Genomic DNA, 18892 nt, shown 5'->3' on the forward strand with positions numbered 1-18892 from the left:
ATCAAATAATTAGTAATTCGTAATTAAAAGTTCCAATTACGAATTACTAATCTTTGGAGTTTTTATGTCTTATTAAATCAACGCACTTGGGTTTGATAAGTCGCTTTGACTGTTGTCTTTGCTGCAACTAATGGCACTTGTAAACGGATATGGGTATAAAGATTCGCTGGTGCTGGTTTGGTTTCCACTTTGCCGTCAGGAAGAGCAACTTTAACAGTGGGATTTTCCACAAAGCTGCGTCCGCCATCAATGCTGTAAATAACTTTGGCATTATTAGTAACATTTGCAGATTTAAGCACGTACACCATTCCTTTAGGAATAGGTTGATTTAGACTCAAATTCTTGACTGGGCGATCACTCTTATTTTCACCAATCAAAGTATATCGCAACACATCTCCTGGTTGTACCACGACTTGACCTTTCAAAGGTAGCCATGTCTTGCTTTGCTTACCTTGTTGATCCTGAGCCACCACTTGCTTCTCAGCCTCTAGGCGCAATTGGATTTGCCCTTGAGTTTTGACATTTTGAGCGATGGCACTTGTAGAATGCCATAGAGAAGCCACTCCCGGCACTTGACTGACAAATGGAACTGTAGCAATGAGTGCGAACGCTCCTAAACTTGCAAAAGAAAGACGCTTCATATCAATAACCTCAAAAAACTTTCAGAATGTTGATCGTTGATTTATCTTTCCCTGTTTTGGCTAGAAAATAATCAGTTTGTAGTTAGCGCTTTAGCCCTAAATCGTTAACTACAAACACGTAGGAGCTATTACACCCCTCTTTGCAAACAAAGAGGGGTGAGGTCAAACTACCTAGTTAACCTTGCGTTGGAAGGTAAATGTTCTTTGAACACCCGGTGCAACCTGTCCGGTAGGAGTGTTTATATACTTACTAACATCAGTGTTTACCGTGGTTCCAGTTTGGTCTATGCCAGAGGTAGTGGCTGGACTACCACTGAAGAATTGGATAGTTGAAGCCCCAGAATCCTTAGCTGAACCAACAATGTTGCTAGTATCAATTTGAGTGTTATTGTCGTTGTCTAGCGCCCAGTTGTTGCCCGCTGCCCCTACTGTACCGTCTTCAGTAATCACGACTTTGTTAGCATTCAAAATCACGTTACCGGTTCCAGCTTGAGCATCAGAAATATTTGTGTATTGAATTTGGTACTCAATAATGTTTCCTGGTGCAGGCTTCTTCGGAGTGATACTGAATGTGCCATCAGTCCCTTGTACTGCTGGCCCAGTTCCTAGTAGAACTCGTGACGTTTTCACCATTTTTAAGAAGCCAGTGTAGACGCGATCGATGGAGATGTTGTTGACTTCACCGTTATTAACTACACCATCAGTATTAGTGTCAATGAAGGCAGTAATGGGTACTGGGAAACCTTTGCCAGTATCAGTTGATAGTTCCGTACCAGTTGGTAGGTCAACTTCTAGACCATAATTAACACTGGCACCAGGGGCAACACCAGAGATTTTAATTGGTGTATTACCTGTTGCTATGGTAAAAGCACCAGTACCACTATTGTAGGTATAAACAGCAGATTGATTGTTATAGGTAACAGTCACCTTTGTACCAGTTGGCAAATCTGTAAATGTTGCTGGTGCGGTTGGCACTATTGTGATGTCGTTAGTGGCAGTACCGTTGTTCTTAATTGTGTTAGTGAAGCCAACTGATTGCGGGTCAAGTGTACTACCAGGCGCTGTGTTGGGAGGAACAAAGGCAGATTTGTTGGTGAAGTCATCGTTGTTCCCCGATGGGCCAGTAGCATCAGGTGCATTATTCGGTCCATTTAAAACTGAGTTTGCCGTGGCAACTGAAACAGTATAAACGTTGACATCTCCTGTTACAGAATTAGCACCTTGGTTGTTATTGCCTGTGTCAGTATTGGCGGGAGTAGTGGCATAATAGCCAGAGTCTACTGTAGTAGGAAAGGCTCCAGTAGTGCGGTTGATATTATCTGGGTTTTGATCACCTGAATCGTCGAAGAGTAGGGGGCTAGTTGGCTCACCAGCAGTTTTACCGAACACTTGAGCAATGTTGTTAACATTTGTCGCTGCCGTTCCTGTGATTCCAGTGGTCGTTACTTGTACTGTAAAGCCTGTAACGGTTGTCCCAGTGGCAACTGTAGAGATAGAGCTAGGATTGTTAATAAAACCAACTCGTCTTACTATACCGCCTGTTACTTGAGTTTTGTCAGTTTTCCACAGAGCCTGATCAGCATTTGTAGTTGCAGGATTTTCGCCAGCGTAAACCACTATCCACCCTGGAGGAGCGGTTGGAGTCCCATTAAGAGTTGTGAATGCCGGAAGTGCATCAGAAACTAAGATGCGAGTAACTGCACTACCATCTACATTGATACTTGTACCAGCTAAAGCTGCGGGTGTTAGCCCATTATTGGTTACGTCATTGCTCTCAACTCGCAAGCTTAAACCATAAGTCAGCACATCATCATTGAGTACAGAAGGATTACCAGCGTTATAGCCTGTTCGAGTTTTGAGTATTGTGGCTAGAGCAACGGTTTTAACAGTGTTGCCCACTTGAATTTGCTGGGTAATACTAGCTTCTCGTGTACCGTTAATTGGTGCGCCAGCAACTTCCCCAGTACTTCCATCAGCGTTATCTACAGTATAAACGTCACCACCATCGGGACTCCGCAGTTGGTTTTGAGCATCACCAGGAGTATTACCAAGGGTAACTTTGATTACGTCATTCGATTGAGCGCCAGTCTGTACAGTCACTGGCACACGCACCAACACAGTACCACTAACCGGAATTGAGGGTGTATCTACACCACCTGCTGTTACGTTTGTCCAAGTTGCACCACCATCAGTACTGTATTGCAGTGTGCCACTAGCTGGTGTTGCCCCATTTTTATCAGCAGGAAGTACACCAGAAACTGTACCAGGCCCAGTTGTTGTCGCTTGGTTAGGAATGTGGAATTTGGTGGGGTCGTTACCTACGTTCGTTAGGGTGTAGGTGTAGGTTAGTAAATCGTTAACTGCAACAGAGCCACCATTGTTATCTGTAACACCCGACGCGGTGACAGTGATACCAGCAACTTCTGCCACAGTTACAGTTACAGTGTTAGAGGTAGTATTTATAGTTGTCCCTGGCGCGTTAGGATCTTCGTAGGTCGCTGTCGCGGTGTTGCTGATGGATTGACCACCAGCTGTACCGTCAGCTAGTACAGGTGCAATAAATTGGAAAAGGCTACTAGTTAATAATGCTGTTGCTACTAGAGATTGATAACACTGGCGCTGCTTGTTGACAGATTTATTTCGGTTTACCATAGAAATAGTTTGTTTGTTTGCTGAACTTGTATCTTGGATTTTGAGACGGGATAAAGTTCGGCAATTCCTTAAAGAATTACCGACTGTAGCTGCCGAAAACTTCAACGTTTCGGGAATAGATATTTAAGGAGCTAAATTATTGACACTCCTTAAAAACTACATTGAGGCAACAACCAGAAATAACTTGTCTACTTGTTTTACGCTTACCCTTAAGACTCAAGGTAGGCAATCACAAATAAGTGTAATTTATTACCGATTGCTAAATTGTCCATGTAAAGATTAATGTAGCTTTTGCAGCAAAAAAATTCTTCCGTATAAACAAGTAATTTCTTTAACGGTGCATCAAAGCTGACAAATTAACTTTATTTTGACAACACACATAGCAATTTTAGTGGTTGAATCAGACGCTAAAACCACTAAAACTTATATCTGAAAATGCTTTTGAGTCTTTACTGTCAAAAATGCATACTACCCTGTGGAGTCATTGAGATAAAAAAGTTAACTAAGTGATCTAGATCACTTAAATGGGATAGTGATTTAAATAGATGCAAGTAGATGCAAATTAATTATAACTATAATACAATCTAATCATATTAATTCTATGTGTTAGTACTGAATAATTTTAACTATTTTATTGTTTTATAGCAGGGCAAGCAGACGTGTAAATACTAAAAATAGCAATTATTTATATTAAATAATACAAGAATTGTTGCTTTAAGTACTTAATATACCCGATAAAATTTATCGGGTATGTTTGACTGGTATTTTTGCTCGTGTTACTATCAGGCGACAGCGACAGACAAACAGGGAAAGCTAGTTTATGACTCAGGCAATCACAACCCAAACCAAAGCGAGCACTGCCTACTTTCAAGCCTTGAAATGTAAGGAATGTGGTGCTGAATATGAACTCAAAGCCAGTAACGTTTGTGAGTTATGCTTTGGGCCGTTAGAAGTAAAGTATGACTACAGCGCCCTACGTCTCACTGTCACTCGTGAAACAATTCAAGCCGGGCCCAATTCAATTTGGCGCTACCGTCCCTTTTTGCCTGTTGCAACTGATAATGTTATTGATGTGGGAACGGGGATGACTCCCTTGGTTCGTTCCCATCGTCTTGCCCGTCGCCTCGGTCTAAATAAGCTTTATATAAAAAATGATGCTGTTAATATGCCCACCCTGAGCTTTAAGGATCGGGTGGTGTCAGTTGCCCTCTCCAGGGCGCGGGAGTTGGGTTTTACTACTGTTTCTTGCGCTAGCACTGGTAATTTGGCAAATTCTACAGCTGCGATCGCAGCTCACGCAGGTTTAGACTGCTGTGTGTTCATCCCCGCAGATTTAGAAGCCGGTAAAATTATCGGTAGTTTGATCTATAGTCCCACCCTGATGGCCGTCAAGGGCAACTACGATCAAGTAAATCGTCTGTGTTCGGAAGTTGCTAATACACATGGCTGGGGTTTTGTGAATATTAATCTCCGCCCTTACTACTCTGAAGGTTCCAAGACGCTAGGCTTTGAAGTTGCCGAACAACTAGGCTGGGAACTACCCGACCATGTTGTTGCTCCCTTGGCATCTGGTTCGCTGTTTACAAAAATTTATAAAGGATTCCAAGAATTTGTAGAAGTTGGTTTGGTAGAAGGTAAGAATGTTCGTTTCAGTGGCGCTCAAGCTGAAGGTTGTTCACCCATCGCCCAAGCCTTCAAAGAAGGACGCGACTTTATTAAGCCAGTTAAACCGAATACAATTGCGAAATCGCTGGCGATCGGCAATCCAGCAGACGGCATTTATGCTGTGGAGTTAGCTCAGAAGACTGGTGGTAACATTGAATCAGTCAATGATGCAGAAATTATTGATGGCATCAAGCTGCTGGCGGAAACCGAAGGCATCTTCACAGAAACGGCTGGTGGTACAACCGTTGCCGTGCTGAAAAAACTGGTAGAAGCTGGCAAAATTGATCCAGATGAAACCACTGTGATTTACATCACCGGCAATGGTCTGAAAACCCAAGAAGCAATCCAAGGCTACGTTGGCGAACCCTTGACTATTGATGCCAAACTCGATAGTTTTGAACGCGCCCTAGAGCGATCGCGTACTCTTGATCGCTTGGAATGGCAACAAGTCCTCGTTTAATCAGAAGTTAGAAGTTATGAGTTTTTTTATTCCTAACTTTTCACTCCTCACTCCTCACTCCTCACTCTTCACTTTGTACTTTTATGGCTGTAAAAGTTTTAGTTCCTACAACTCTTCAGAGTTTTACTAATAATCAAGCTACTTTAGAATCCAGCGGTAGCACTATTGCTGAATTGTTAGATTCCTTAGAACAAAGCTTTCCTGGTATTAAATCCCGGTTGTGCGATGAACAAGGTAAGCTACGTCGGTTTGTAAATTTTTACGTCGATAGCGAAGACATCCGCCATTTAGATGGGATAAATACAACTCTTAAAGATGGCGATGAAGTAAGTATTGTCCCAGCTGTCGCCGGTGGTTAATACAGAGAACATCAAATAAAGTAGAAGACTGACTAGACATACCTTTGAGAGATTGCCTCGTTTAAAATTTTAAACTGGGAATGCTCATTAAGAGGGCTGTCGCCTCCCTGACTTGCGGCAGAGACGATCCAGCCAGCATTCCAGGTATAACCTGGAAACGAGGCTTTCTCGCGTATATTGGCTTAAGTTGATACTAATAAGCAATGCCGCACCACTTATGTTGTAGGCTAATTTTCTTTGGCTTACTATGCAGCAATTATCTGAGTAAGTCTTTGTTGCCAAGACTCATTGTGATCAATAGTTAAGATAATCCGCTTGTAGGATTCATCTGGCAATTCAATGGTTAAATAATTTGTCTCTCGATTCATATACCAAAACTCTTTACCCCGGTTAGTGTAATAAGTTCCAGCCTTAATCACTCCAGGAACAAAGCTACCAGGGGCCTATTATGTGCAAGCAGAACTAAAAACTAAAAGTACTCCGCAGAATGCCGATGGTAACTGAGTCACTATCTGGGGTGTGACCAGGCTCCAAGATATGAATTATCCCTGGTGTAATGCTGATATTATCTGTTAGCTGGAAACGATAAAATGCCTCAATTTGAGTGGTCGTCCCTGGTTGTCCACCTGCACGTCCTAAACCAGTATTGACAAAATCAGGGACATTATTCCCTACAGGTAGGTCGCTATGGGTGATTTTAGGAGGTTGACCGATATAAATTCCCCCCAAATTTCCTTTAGCAAATAAATCAGGGAAATTTAGAAACACCATATAATTCGTCGTCTCGACATTTCCCGATCGCCCAGGAATGTAAGATTTAGTATAACCACCCCAGGCACCTGCGCTAATGCGGGGAGAAATTTGCCAAGTTAGAGTCGCACCCACAGCGTTGGTTTGCAGGGGTGCTGATTTTCCGGTAGTGGTATTAACCGCAGTTAAGCATTCATCACCAACAAAGGTTAGTAGACAACCATTTGAGGAATAATTGTTAACGTAATACAAACTTAAATCTAGAGTATCGGTTGGTGTCAGCAGCAATTGCACACCTGTAGTGGTGATTCCATCAAATAAACCGCTACCTTTACCGGGATTTCCTGGTTGATAACTAGTATAAATTGCCTGCAAACTAGCGCGTTTAGCAAATTGCCAATCAATAGCTATACCACCGTGACCATATCCCATATTTAAAATTGGGTTTCTTTGGGCAAAATAAGACAACGGCCCTGTTGCAGCACTTTCTACCCGATTGGGGCCTCGGAAAGCAGTTGGCATACTTACACCTTCTGTTCCCACCATCACTGCTAATTTATCTGTCACCAGCCAATGAAAATTGAGGTCACTTACAATCAAGCTATCTGTAGGAAATTCGTAGCCAAGTAAAACATCATTCCGAGAAACACTATTGGTAAATCTAGGTGCAGTAGTACCTTTACCATCTAAAAGACCCGTAAACAAGTAACTACGGGGAGTGATTTGACTAGTTAAATATAGTTGCGCTAGGGAGATAACATTAGTGTTTGTCCCTGCATCATCTGTATCTTTTTCTCCATCTCTAGGATTAACATCACCACGATTATTAGTCCGTCCTTGAATGCCAACTATCAGTAGTCCATTGAGTTTGGTCGTTGTGGAAAATTGGTTGGCTTTGATTGAGGCGGTTTTGGCTTCTAAACTATCGACACGACCTCGTAAAGTTGCTAATTCCGGGGCAAATTCTGACTGCAATTTTTGTAATATTGCTAAATCTTCGCGGGTGACTAAATCGCTGGTGGCTGTAGTGATTAATTCGTTGACTCTATCTAAACAAGCTTTCACACCTGCGGCAAATTCATACCGAGATAAGGCACGATTACCGCGATAGCTGCTATCTGGATAGCCGGCTATACAACCATAGCGTTCTACCAAAGACTGCAAGGCTTGGAATGCCCAATCGTTGGGTTGTACGTCCTTGAGTTGAGAAACCGATGTAACTTGCGCCATCGGATCTTCTGGGGAGAGGGAGGGAGATGAGGAAATAATATTATCGCTCTTAACTCCTAATTTCTGAGTAGTTCGGGTATTTATGTACTCTTGTGCTAGTGCTTTTTGTGCAACTCCATTTACTCCCGCAGTTAGTAACCATGCGAGCATCCAGGTTTTGCGATGACTGCGGCTAATAAGTCTACCTTTCAACTTTTTATACTCTGCTCACATACTTAAGTGAAGAGTGTATTCGCGATCATCTAGTGTTCACATGGGAACATTTACGGATTTTGTCCCAAATTAGACTTAATGCTTCTGGGCAACTTTTGAAAGGACGAGTATAACAGGGTATTAAGTACTGGGGACTTTTAAGAGGCAGAGGGGCAGAGGAGCAGGGGAGGGAGGGAAAAATACTAATGCCCAATGCCTAACCTAATGCCCAATGCCCCATGACGCCACTTGCTTTAAGTCGGCAAGAGCGCAAGGGCGCAGTGGCTTCCCAATGCCCCATGCCCAAAAATATCCACTGCATTGATTGAAAACTAATATGGCAAATCGCTCACGCAAGCTGACGCCAAAAGCCTCTAAACAAAATCAACCTCATGCAGGTGTGATGAAACGCCTCGCTAAAAAACCCCAGAAAAAGCTAAAACGGGGAAGTTGGTTGTCGTCAATGCTAGCGATCGCAATTCTGTTGATTAGTGCTAGTCTAATTATGGCTTTTGCCTGGATTAGCGTTCTCTTCATCTTCAATCCAGATCAGGTAAGTTGGCTAAATAAAGTTTTACCTGCATGGGCACAAATCCCTCTTGGTAACCACGAACGCCCCCAAACTCTCAAACAGATTCAACTCGATTTAAGTAAAAAAAACCAAATATTTGGGGAAACTCTACCTTTAGATCAAAATGCAGAAAACTCATTTTTACTGCCAGTTTTTCAACAGCGTGCTAACTGTCAATCTGATTGTAAAGAACTTGTTGAACTCAGGGTTTACGAGCGCTCAGAAGAGTTAGAGTTTAAATCTCAGTCAGAAAATTACTACTATCTAGCGACTAAATTGCCTGTAACTGGGCCAGAGGAATCCTTTGTGATTTCTCCCTTGCTTGAAGAACCCCAGGATATCAACATTCCCCTACCTTTAACTGAAGTGCAACGCTTTCAAGGTGGGACACCATCACCAGGAGTTTGGTTTAATTTGCGGGGTCAACGCCAACAAGGAACTGATGCCTTCGTCTATGGTCACGTCGTATACTACAATCCAGAACGTACCAATTTACTACAAATGTTGTCTTGGACTAGTCCTAACGGACAATTGCCCAAATGGCAGCAGGTAACTGGTGATGGTACAAAAGAGTTAGTTGTTGATCAAACAGTAGGTTTAGAACCGCACTTACAGGTTTACCAAGTCAAGCCTCTGAAGTTATTCCTCAAACCAATTCAATTGGAGGCGATTACCCTTAAATCATCAGTTCTCAAGGATTCTGCATACCAAAATGCCCTGTCAATTGCCCGTAGTGGACTGTGGACACCAGCCTTTGAATGGTTGAAATTCATCAAGAAACAGCACAAAGGAGTTTTGCCAAAGGCGGCGCAAGCGCAAATGGATTTGATTCGCTTGCATTCCCAACTTACTAAAATCCAAGCCCAGAAAAATTGGGCAAGTCCTAGTCAGGAAGTGCTGGCAGATTTGATTGATGGTCGCTGGGAGAAAGCTTTACAGGTGTTTGAGGCGTCGCCACATAATGCCCAAGAAATTGCTACTCTACTCAAAGCTGATGAAAAACGGTTGTGGAATCGCACATCTGCGGCGTTGCGGGTGAACCCAAATAGGCCAGAGGTGCAAGCTTGGTTTGCCTTGATTTTAGCAGTTCAGCAAGGAGAAGGACATGCTAATTCCTGGTTAAAGGCGCAACCAAAAATTACAAAAGATAATCTTGTCTATATTCAAGGTCTGTTAGCAAGACTCAAGGGTGAGGGTGCATCGCAAATCTCCTCTACTCACCCTAGTCAAATTGTTGGTACAGTCCAACCAATCACTCAAGTTACCAGCACCGAATGGCTGCAACCAAATTCCCCAGCAGACCTGAAACTCACAGATAACCAAGTTTGGTATCAGGTGGAGGTAAGTGCATTTAATGACGGGAAACGCTGGCTAAATTTCCCCTTTGAGAATTTCAACCCACCCAAAAGTGACGCCGCCAAATTTTTCTGGAAAACTTTGGGAATTACTTCTGACCCTGAAATCCAGATTGTGGTCTGGTTATCTAACGGAGAACAAAAAATTACTATAGCCGCTATCAAAGCGGTGCAACTTCGGGGTAAAGTTTTACGCCTATTAGCTGCTGGGCCAAAAATTCCAGAGAATCAAAACGATGTTCTTCAACCCAAATCTTTAGCCTTGACAAATGCAGCACTGGAATGGGTACAACCATCTCCCATTACTTTACAAGAACTGCATCAACAAAATCCCCAAGGGGTGAAGGTGATGTTATCGAGTCTGTGGCAATCTTTACAGCAATCTCGTGAAGTTCCGGCTGGTGATATTCCTAGCTTTGAGCAGATGCAGGAAAAGTTGGGTAATTGGCCAGTTCAAGTGATTGATTTAACAAATAACGCTCAACCAGAAATTATACTGACTATCTCAGCAGCTGAAATAGCATCGTTAAATAAGCCGACCCCTGGAATTCAGGAGAAAAACACAGGGCAACCGCGTGACCGGACTATAATTTTGTCTGATAGCAATGAAGTGATTTACACTGATTTTACAGGAAATTACTTACAAAGACTCTCTGCGATCGCCAAGCTTTCAGGCGTGCAATCCTTAGCTTTACTAGTAGAAAATGCTCATAACTACAGTTTGCGGCGCTGGTCAGAGAAAAATCAGCGCTTTGAATAGCACACCTTTTACTCAAATCTACCCTTACTCAAATTTATACTAGAGAGGGGAAAAGCGTAGGCGTAGCCCGTCGTAGACATCGCTTTTCTACTCGACTGACTTATTCTTTTTGGTCAGTGTCGGCTAGACGTTGCCGCTTCAGGTTTTCCAACTGCTGCAACAAGGAGTCTACCTCTGCTTGTAAATGCATAAGTTTAGCTTGCTGATCGTCTTGATAATAGGACTTGGTTAACTTGCTGACCCAGCTAGTCTGGGACTCGCCATCGGAAACACTAGATAAACAAGTAGGCATCACTAATTAAATCCACAATTTAACTCACACCATTAGAAATATTATAATAATGCTCTTTTAAACTTTATTAAAATATTGGATATTTTAAATCAATTACTCTAATGGATTTTAGGTTTAATCATAAGAGACGGTGATCACAATGGCTGTGTTCCAGAGAAAACATTGCCCTAAGTGTGCAAAGCTTCCATCCAGTGGAGGGTACTTAGGAATACTTAATTGATAGCCTGTCAATTATGGTTGTATGAATTATTATCGCCGCTTTCGGGTAATTTACGCAATAAATTACATCTAGACTAGATAAATTAGACCAAATTTTGAAAAGACGTAGGGCGAAGCACTTGCCGTACGACTACTTTTAAGCAAGCTATGTGTAGCGTCTTTGAAGGAGAAAGCGACTGCAAAGCAAAGGCGGCCTGTTGCGTATTCTACCGAGGCAGTTGCAGCGATTAACATGGGAAAATACACATAAGTACGTACTCTTGCAAAGAAGCAAGCTACGCAAAGCGTCTGGCATAAAAGTGGTTTTCCGCAAGGTAAGAATAAGTGTTTCAAAGAGTTATTACGTAAGTCCCATACATTTGTCTATCATTTTTCACCCCATTAGCATCCCCAGGCTAATTCGTTAAACTGAAGGTCGCCGTGGCGGTCTATGATAAACTGACATTCAAAATAAAATAAAAATGGCAAGTCAAAGGTCTGCACCACAAAAAAGAATATTCTTACATAATATTCTTTTAGAATTAGGGGACTCTTAACTCTTAACTGGCAAAGAAAAATTTACTTTCTTCCTCTTGTTGATTCTGCGCTTCCCTATGCCACCCTTTTTAAATATCCAATCCTTACATTAAGAAATTTTAAATCCCGTGACTTTGAGCCTATCTGTTGCTAAATCTCATCGCCAACCCTGGCCCGGACTGATAGAAGCCTATCGCGAATACTTGCCTGTCAGCGAAAAAACACCGATTGTCACTCTGTTGGAGGGCAACACACCTCTAATACCAGTGCCAGCGATCGCCGAACGCATTGGCAGACAAGTGCGTGTTTTTGTCAAATACGACGGTCTCAATCCCACCGGCAGCTTCAAAGACCGGGGGATGACTATGGCAATTTCCAAAGCCAAGGAAGCAGGGGCAAAAGCAGTAATTTGTGCCAGCACGGGCAATACTTCAGCCGCCGCTGCCGCTTATGCAAGGCGTGGGGGAATGAATGCGTTTGTGTTGATTCCCGATGGTTATGTGGCGCTGGGCAAGTTAGCCCAAGCATTACTGTACGGTGCAGAAGTCTTGGCAATTAAGGGTAATTTTGACCAAGCACTAGAAATTGTCCGCGAGATGGCCGAAAGCTATCCAGTCACTTTGGTGAATTCGGTCAATCCCTACCGTCTAGAAGGGCAGAAAACAGCAGCCTTTGAAATTGTTGATGTGCTGGGTGATGCGCCAGACTGGCTGTGTATTCCCGTGGGCAATGCGGGAAATATCACAGCATATTGGATGGGATTTTGTCAATATCATCAAGATGGGAAGTGCGATCGCTTACCCCGGATGATGGGATTTCAAGCCGCAGGTGCAGCCCCCTTAGTGACCGGTCAGCCAGTGGCGCATCCCGAAACCCTAGCGACAGCAATTCGGATTGGCAACCCTGCGAGTTGGGAGTTAGCTGTTGGGGCGCAAACCGCAAGTCAGGGAAATTTCCACGCCGTTACTGATGCAGAAATTCTCGACGCTTATCGACTTTTGGCAGGATCAGAAGGTATCTTCTGCGAACCTGCTAGCGCCGCTTCTGTAGCCGGGTTGTTGCAGGTGAAAGACCAAATTCCTACAGGGGCGACAGTGGTTTGTGTCCTTACAGGCAATGGTCTAAAAGACCCAGATACAGCCATTAAACACAATCACAGTCAATTTAAACAGGGTATTGCAGCAAAACTGGGCGCAGTAGCCGAGGCAATGGGATTTTAAGCACTCTGGAACTAAAAGCGATCGTAATATCTAATTTAAAAATTGCGATTGCAGCCAGGATTTTTCAGTCTGGCAGTGTCAAAATAATCCTAGATAATTTTTAAGCAACTGGTTGATCTCTTGTAATGACTCATTCTACTGATATTCTCACCTTAGCCCGGTGGATGGCAGCTGACTTTAGCAATCAAGAACAAGCTTTTGAAAATCCACCTTTTTATGCCCACATTCGCGTGTGTATCCGTCCCCTTCCCTTGGAATTGTTCTCTGGGGTAAGTTTGTTTCTCGAACAAGCTTATGATTTTATGCTCAATCAACCCTACCGGATGCGGGTAATGAAGTTGATTCAGGTAGAAAACCACATTGTTATTGAACACTACACGGTTAAAGAAGAACAAAAATTTTACGGCGCATCTCGTGACCCCGAACGTTTAAAAGTTTTATCCGTTGACCAATTGGAAAAAATGTCAGGTTGCAACATGGTTGTAGAGTGGACAGGTAATAGCTTCAAAGGCAGGGTTGAACCTGGAAAAGGCTGCATTGTGCTTCGTGACGGCAAAAATACTTATCTGGATAACGAATTTGAGATTGACGCTAAAGAATTTTTCAGCCTCGACCGGGGAAGGGATTTAGACACAGATGAACGTCTGTGGGGTTCTATCGCCGGGCCATTTCACTTTGTCCGCTGGGGTAATTTTGCCGATGAAGTGAAGGTGTAAGCTGCCCTTGCTTTAATTTGCACAACTAGGGCGGGCTTTTCGGCCCACCCCACAAGAGATTTATTTTTTGGAGGATGCAAATTAAAAGATTTTTAGCTTAACAAGTGAGTTGGAGCCACTGCGCTGCAAAGGGAAGTCTGTAGCAAGATCCCGCAGGGTGCGGAGGTTTGCTTTGCTTTGCTCAAAACTTCTCCTTCCCTTCTCTACCTTGGGCTGCACCAAGGGGACGCTCAAGGGACGGAGGGTTCCTATAAAGGAAGCTCAGGAAGAACCCAAAAACAACCCAGGATGTTACAAATAACCCTGGTTGATTTGTGTCTATGGATAAATTACACCACCAAAAATCCAAGCAGATTCCAGGACTTCCATTAATCTGCTAAGGGTTGTTTGTCCTATGGTCAATCTGTAATCAGGACTCCCTAGCGATCGCCTAAATACTACCAGAAACATCCAGTTAACCCACTATCTCTACCTCAGAATCCTATGCTATTATGGGTTAACTAGCGCCCTATGGCTACTAAAATACCTTAGAAACATTAAAGTAGTTTAGGGAACTCCGGAGTGGCGGCATAGCCAAGTGGTAAGGCAGAGGTCTGCAAAACCTCCATCCCCGGTTCAAATCCGGGTGCCGCCTTTAAAGAAATATAAGCACTACAGGGTTTTGAAGCCCTTTTTTTATTGGGCGTAAAAGGCTTGTTTTCAAAGCCTTCAAAGATTTTTGGGGTTATTTTGGGTAGTTTGGGTAAAGAACTGGGGTAAAACTGGGGTAAAAATGTAAGGTAGAGGTTTTATACGCCAATGAGCAAACTCTACAGCTACTATGCTCCTTTAGTAAAATCATTATTTTTTACTGGGTGCAGACCATCAGAAGCGATCGCTCTACAATGGAAGCATATCAGTGATAAATATATTACCTTTGAGCAAGCAATTACCATCAGTACTAAAGGGTTAGCTTTCAAAGATGGATTAAAAACCCAAAGCCAAAGACGTTTTCCGATCAATCATCAGCAACGTGAAATTTTAGACTCTATTAAATCTGAGAACTGTAACCCAGATGATTTTATCTTTAGAAGCAAGAAAGGCGGCATAGTAGACTTTGGGGATTTTCTCAATCATGCTTGGAAAGGTTACAAAAATCATCGTGGTACACATATAGATGGAATCGTAACTCAACTTGTAAAACAGGGTGTAGTCAGCGAATATCGCAAACCTTACCAATGCAGGCATACTTTTATTACTCTTTGCCTGGAAGCTGATATTGATGCGAAGGATGTAGGAAGGTGGGTTGGTAACTCTCCAGAAATTAATTATGCATTCACTCAAACCCTTGTAGAGACGCGAAATTTCGCGTCTCTACATTCTTTTCTGGAGATGTCTATTCAACCAGCAGTATTATAAATACTTCCTTGTCCAGAGTAATTCTCATAAATGTGCTGATAAACTTCCTGACATTTCTGTTCATACAGTTCAGTAGAATAACTCTGAGGTAATCTATCCAAACTATCCTTAATTGCCACTTCCACCGATGCTCTGGTTTGCTGTCTCTTCTTCCAATCCAAAACTAACTTCTCTTTCTTAAGAATTTTCAATAATTCTCTTGCAACTTGTTTGACTTCCTGTTCATCTTGCTTAGTCAGTTTAATTTCTGGTTTAGTCAGTAAGTCAAAAATTGCTAGTTCTTCTTCAGTGAGATTTTTTGCGATCGCTCTTTTATCTTCAACACCCAATTCTTGAGCAAAGTTAATCAAATCATTGAAGAATATCTGCACGTTGCGTGAGTCAGCATTGTGTTCTGCAATCATCTGCTGGAATTTGTCCAGGTAGTTGATGCGAGTTTTATTTAACCTCACCATCTGCTGGAGTTTTTGCGCGATCGCAGTTTTGAGTTTTTCTGTCTCTGTTCTCTGGTAGTCAGTACTAGCAAATTTATTTTTTAACGCTTCAAAGTCGATTTGGCTTAAGTCGATGCGTTGACTGTGGGATTCCTGAATGACAAACTCTCCAGCAGTGATGGATAGATCCAATAGTTCCTCCACTTGTTCCATCACTTCGGACACATCAACTTCTGGTATTTCTGCCAGAATTTGCTCCTTGATTGTCTGCAAGTGAGCATTGATAGCGGTAAATTCATTAGCAGTAGGATCTGGGAGGATGGCTTTGTAGAGTTTGTTAGCGTTACCTGCTAGGGAAAGATAAGTTTTTTTGGCATCATCATTAATAATGATGTATTCCACTGCATCTGCCCAAAATTTGGTGCGTGCAAAACCTTGTGCTGACTCCAGTACAGCAAAATCAATGTCTTTTTGCGTACAGAATGTTGTAGTTTGGGCGATCGCTTCTCTCAATTGTGCCACTAAAGCGGTTTTTGCTTTAACTGGGGTATCGCCTTCTTTAATCCCACCACCAGATGCAGAACCATAAATAGCTAGTGCTTTCTGTAAATCTCGGAAGACACCAATGTAATCAACAATTAAATCATTGACTTTACCTGGGAAGACACGATTTGCTCTGGCGATGGTTTGCATGAGAGTATGGTTCTTCATGGGTTTGTCTAAGTAAATGGTGGAACAACTGGGAACATCAAATCCAGTCATCCACATAGCGCAGACAAAGATGATCCGTAGGGGATGAGATGCATCTTTGAATTTTTCATCCAGTGGGGGAGATTCATTCACTAACCTCTGAAGGTGAGGAGTGATGGAGTTAAAGAACGTAGACGCAAAGCCTCAACCCAATCTAGACAGCTTGATCGCGGTGTGACAAAGTTTGAAGTACTCCAAAACGACTTTCAAGTACTTCAACACGACTTTCAAGTACCTCAACACGACTTTCAAGTACTTCAACACGACTTTCAAGTACCTCAACACGACTTTTAAGTACCTCAACACGACTTTCAAGTACCTCAACACGACTTTCAAGTACCTCAACATGATTTCTATGTATCTGTTGCTTATACCAAATTGCCTTTGGTTGTCATTATTTAACGCGATATTGAAAGCGATCGCTCAAACATCGAGATCAAAAGATTTGCGATCGCACTTGAATTACACTTGGTGCATCAGCTTAAGTCATTGCAGCAGTGTACCAAAATCTAGATTACCAATTGTTGACCAGTGGACAGCTTCAAATCCCGCATTTTCTAAGACTGCAACCCACTCAGGAGAAAGATTTATATCAAGTAAAATTTTCATGCCCAAGCAAGGGGTACTTCAATTTCTTCTACCCGCCATACAGCATAAACTAAAGCTTCATAAATATCTTCGCGTTCTAGGTATGGGTAGGCGTTGAGAATATCCTCTGGGGTATTTCCTGCTGCCATTAAACCAACAATTGTACCTACAGTAACACGCCTACCTCGAATGCAAGGTTTGCCACCCATGATTTCTGGGTTAAATGTGATTCGTTTTAGTGGTTTCATCGGGTGACTATTTTAATTCTGCTAATGGGCGAATGGCTAGCACTGCATCGCTGGGCATTTTTTCTACTGCTGACATGGGAACAGTAAAAACAGCGATAGAGTCACCTGCTGCATTAAATACTTCTAATATATAGCCATCTTCACCACCGCTTGGATGAGTCACATAATCAATTAGCATGGCGACATCACCCTGTTTGAGGTTGTATTCTGGGCAATCACGACACAGAGTAACGTACTGATATAGTTCCAATTTCATCATCATTAGTCCTTCTTTGGTTTCAAGGTAATAAAATGAAAGCTTCCGTCATGTTTTGATTCTAGGCAAACTGTAATAACTGCTAAATTTTGACCATTTACTCCTTGTAGATATCCAGCGATGGTGTAAAAAGTTCCATATTCATTGGTATTATCTTCTACTGCTTCGTTGATGGTTGTGAGTTGTAGAATCGCTGTCAATAAATCTTCTGGGTTATTTGGTGTAAATCCTGCTTAGGCTAAAAATTTTGATTTATCATCTTTGATGCGGGTAACTAGAAGATAGCGGGTAATTTTTTCTTCGGGAATGATGATATTGTCTGGAATTTTCACAATTTAGTTTTTATCTGGTTATTTTTAATTTAAGCAGCTATATCCTCTGTGGTGATTTCTAGGTGTTCTACGTCGATTTCTCCTGAGATGAGTTTGGGGAGGAGTAAATCGCGGGTTTTGCGAAGGTTGGAGTTTTTGTTGAGCAAATTAATTTTGAATGCCCAGATATTTTGTAAAATAGTTTGAAATCTTTTATGTGTGGCAATATCAGGAATAATAACAGGTATTTCCTTAATTACAGTTTGTGTTAACAGTGGTTGTGCAGAACCCCCTGCATAACGTCTAAGGTTTAGGTCTTGTAAAACAAAGAATGATAGTTCAATACCAAATTTCTGATTACTAGATTCAGCAACAATTGTATTATCAGATGCCCAAAAGCCAAATTTAGAATAGACAAGAGAACCACAGTAAGCACCTACACGTCCAATAACAATTCCATTTGTATATTTAGCCTTATCTGTCCAGCCCATAATACTATTTGAGCCATAAACAGGATAATTACCTACTTCTAAAGCTTTAATCGCTTTACCGTTCGTAAATTGAATAACATCTCCTAATTTTTTCACTTCCCACCTTTCAGGGATTAACCCCAATTCAGAATCAACCATTTTGGTGTGTTCATGACCAGGGAAGCGGAATTTGACAAACCACTCATGGTAGAGGGTTTGTGCCATTTCTTCTAATATTTTGATGCGTCTTGTGTTGTTTTCTATTAGATCATCATACGCTGAGAGTATGCCAGCGATTTTCTTCTGCGTGGGGAGTGGGGGTAAATGCAATGGTAAATTCTTTAGCCTATCCGTCTGTAATCTTTTAGTACCATGAGCAGCTTCATCAGCTAAACCAAGAACTTCGTATGATTTACCTCTTAGCCAGTGGAATAGAAACTGTGGCTCAACTTTAGGAGAACATTCCAAAGCTTTTAAATCTTGATTAAATGCTACTGTACGTTTGATTATCGCCACAGGAAAATGTTGTGCCAGAATCATTCCACGCACAACAATTAAAATAGTTCCTGGTGGTACTAATCTTGTACCATTGACAGCACCAATATCAGTTAGATGGTCTTGTGAATTATACAAGTAATCCACTTTCATATCTTTACATGAAACCCAAGGTATAGTACCATCCCAATATTCTGCTTTGCTTTTAGACGGTGTACCTCCTGATAATAAATTTACACAATCTCCCAAGGTATAATTTTTCCAATTCATATATTTTATAAACTCTATTTTTATAAGTTTTGTAGGGTGTGTTATGCCGAAGGCTAACGCACCATCATAAATTT

General features: G+C 42.0%; 17 protein-coding genes, 1 tRNA gene and 2 pseudogenes. 8 read left to right on the forward strand and 12 right to left on the reverse strand.

The genetic code is table 11. From position 1 onward, the window contains the following. Positions 1-77: 77 nt before the first annotated feature. Both V7K85_RS15610 and V7K85_RS15615 read right to left on the reverse strand, forming a co-directional pair. Positions 78-641, reverse strand: a complete 564-nt coding sequence (locus V7K85_RS15610) for a hypothetical protein (protein WP_334814549.1) — start codon at positions 639-641, stop codon at positions 78-80. 171 nt (positions 642-812) lie between these two features. After that, positions 813-3293, reverse strand: coding sequence for a beta strand repeat-containing protein (locus tag V7K85_RS15615; RefSeq protein ID WP_334814550.1), 2481 nt, complete (start codon positions 3291-3293; stop codon positions 813-815). 820 nt (positions 3294-4113) lie between these two features. Between V7K85_RS15615 and thrC (V7K85_RS15620) the strand changes: the two genes are divergently transcribed. Then, a complete protein-coding gene (gene thrC / locus V7K85_RS15620) occupies positions 4114-5418 on the forward strand; it encodes a threonine synthase (RefSeq protein WP_334814551.1) in 1305 nt (434 codons plus the stop codon). 83 nt (positions 5419-5501) lie between these two features. Beyond that, positions 5502-5777: a ubiquitin-like small modifier protein 1 gene (locus V7K85_RS15625; RefSeq protein WP_292722931.1), complete on the forward strand. Its 276-nt coding sequence runs from the start codon at positions 5502-5504 to the stop codon at positions 5775-5777. Positions 5778-6022: 245 nt separating this feature from the next. Here V7K85_RS15625 and V7K85_RS15630 read toward each other — a convergent pair. Together V7K85_RS15630 and V7K85_RS15635 are read right to left on the reverse strand one after the other, a co-directional pair. Continuing rightward, positions 6023-6220 (reverse strand): annotated as a pseudogene (locus tag V7K85_RS15630) (hypothetical protein); the annotation flags it as partial. 19 nt (positions 6221-6239) lie between these two features. Further along, entirely contained in the window at positions 6240-7907 is a 1668-nt protein-coding gene (locus tag V7K85_RS15635) for an iron uptake porin (RefSeq protein ID WP_334814601.1), read from the reverse strand. Between the two features lie 379 nt (positions 7908-8286). Here V7K85_RS15635 and V7K85_RS15640 point away from each other — a divergent pair, with 379 nt between their 5' ends. Beyond that, positions 8287-10635 (forward strand): hypothetical protein, encoded by a 2349-nt coding sequence (locus V7K85_RS15640; RefSeq protein WP_334814552.1) that lies wholly within the window; start codon positions 8287-8289, stop codon positions 10633-10635. A gap of 100 nt (positions 10636-10735) precedes the next feature. On the opposite strand, the gene V7K85_RS15645 is transcribed toward V7K85_RS15640, so the two are convergent. Further along, positions 10736-10927 (reverse strand): hypothetical protein, encoded by a 192-nt coding sequence (locus tag V7K85_RS15645; protein ID WP_334814553.1) that lies wholly within the window; start codon positions 10925-10927, stop codon positions 10736-10738. Between the two features lie 863 nt (positions 10928-11790). Between V7K85_RS15645 and thrC (V7K85_RS15650) the strand changes: the two genes are divergently transcribed. Both thrC (V7K85_RS15650) and V7K85_RS15655 read left to right on the forward strand, forming a co-directional pair. After that, positions 11791-12882 (forward strand): threonine synthase, encoded by a 1092-nt coding sequence (gene thrC / locus V7K85_RS15650; RefSeq protein ID WP_334814554.1) that lies wholly within the window; start codon positions 11791-11793, stop codon positions 12880-12882. 125 nt (positions 12883-13007) lie between these two features. Next, on the forward strand, positions 13008-13598 hold the full coding sequence (locus V7K85_RS15655; RefSeq protein ID WP_334814555.1) for a chromophore lyase CpcT/CpeT: 591 nt from the start codon (positions 13008-13010) through the stop codon (positions 13596-13598). Positions 13599-13916: 318 nt separating this feature from the next. Here V7K85_RS15655 and V7K85_RS15660 read toward each other — a convergent pair whose 3' ends face one another. Continuing rightward, the gene (locus V7K85_RS15660) at positions 13917-14048 is read right to left on the reverse strand and encodes a hypothetical protein (protein ID WP_334814556.1); all 132 of its coding nucleotides are present in this window, start codon (positions 14046-14048) and stop codon (positions 13917-13919) included. Between the two features lie 113 nt (positions 14049-14161). Between V7K85_RS15660 and V7K85_RS15665 the strand changes: the two genes are divergently transcribed. Both V7K85_RS15665 and V7K85_RS15670 read left to right on the forward strand, forming a co-directional pair. Next, positions 14162-14232 (forward strand) — tRNA-Cys (locus V7K85_RS15665). A 164-nt stretch (positions 14233-14396) separates the two neighbouring features. Then, positions 14397-14996: a tyrosine-type recombinase/integrase gene (locus tag V7K85_RS15670; protein ID WP_334814557.1), complete on the forward strand. Its 600-nt coding sequence runs from the start codon at positions 14397-14399 to the stop codon at positions 14994-14996. On the opposite strand, the gene V7K85_RS15675 is transcribed toward V7K85_RS15670, so the two are convergent. Beyond that, a complete protein-coding gene (locus tag V7K85_RS15675) occupies positions 14978-16273 on the reverse strand; it encodes a type I restriction enzyme endonuclease domain-containing protein (RefSeq protein WP_334814558.1) in 1296 nt (431 codons plus the stop codon). The genes V7K85_RS15670 and V7K85_RS15675 overlap by 19 nt on opposite strands. A gap of 12 nt (positions 16274-16285) precedes the next feature. Between V7K85_RS15675 and V7K85_RS15680 the strand changes: the two genes are divergently transcribed. Further along, positions 16286-16474 (forward strand): hypothetical protein, encoded by a 189-nt coding sequence (locus V7K85_RS15680; protein WP_334814559.1) that lies wholly within the window; start codon positions 16286-16288, stop codon positions 16472-16474. Between the two features lie 192 nt (positions 16475-16666). On the opposite strand, the gene V7K85_RS15685 is transcribed toward V7K85_RS15680, so the two are convergent. The 5 genes and pseudogenes from V7K85_RS15685 to V7K85_RS15705 form a co-directional block, all read right to left on the reverse strand. Then, a complete protein-coding gene (locus tag V7K85_RS15685) occupies positions 16667-16789 on the reverse strand; it encodes a DUF5615 family PIN-like protein (RefSeq protein WP_334814560.1) in 123 nt (40 codons plus the stop codon). Beyond that, on the reverse strand, positions 16786-17016 hold the full coding sequence (locus V7K85_RS15690) for a DUF433 domain-containing protein (protein ID WP_334814561.1): 231 nt from the start codon (positions 17014-17016) through the stop codon (positions 16786-16788). The genes V7K85_RS15685 and V7K85_RS15690 overlap by 4 nt, the downstream gene beginning before the upstream one ends. A gap of 7 nt (positions 17017-17023) precedes the next feature. Beyond that, entirely contained in the window at positions 17024-17278 is a 255-nt protein-coding gene (locus V7K85_RS15695; protein ID WP_334814562.1) for a DUF4926 domain-containing protein, read from the reverse strand. Beyond that, positions 17278-17490: pseudogene (locus tag V7K85_RS15700) on the reverse strand (DUF6883 domain-containing protein); the annotation flags it as partial. The pseudogene V7K85_RS15700 and the gene V7K85_RS15695, both read right to left, overlap by 1 nt. A 143-nt stretch (positions 17491-17633) precedes the next feature. Continuing rightward, positions 17634-18818 (reverse strand): restriction endonuclease subunit S, encoded by a 1185-nt coding sequence (locus V7K85_RS15705; RefSeq protein ID WP_334814563.1) that lies wholly within the window; start codon positions 18816-18818, stop codon positions 17634-17636. Positions 18819-18892 lie beyond the last annotated feature (74 nt).

Origin of the sequence: Nostoc sp., assembly GCF_036917615.1 — a bacterium.
Taxonomy (GTDB): Bacteria; Cyanobacteriota; Cyanobacteriia; order Cyanobacteriales; family Nostocaceae; genus Nostoc.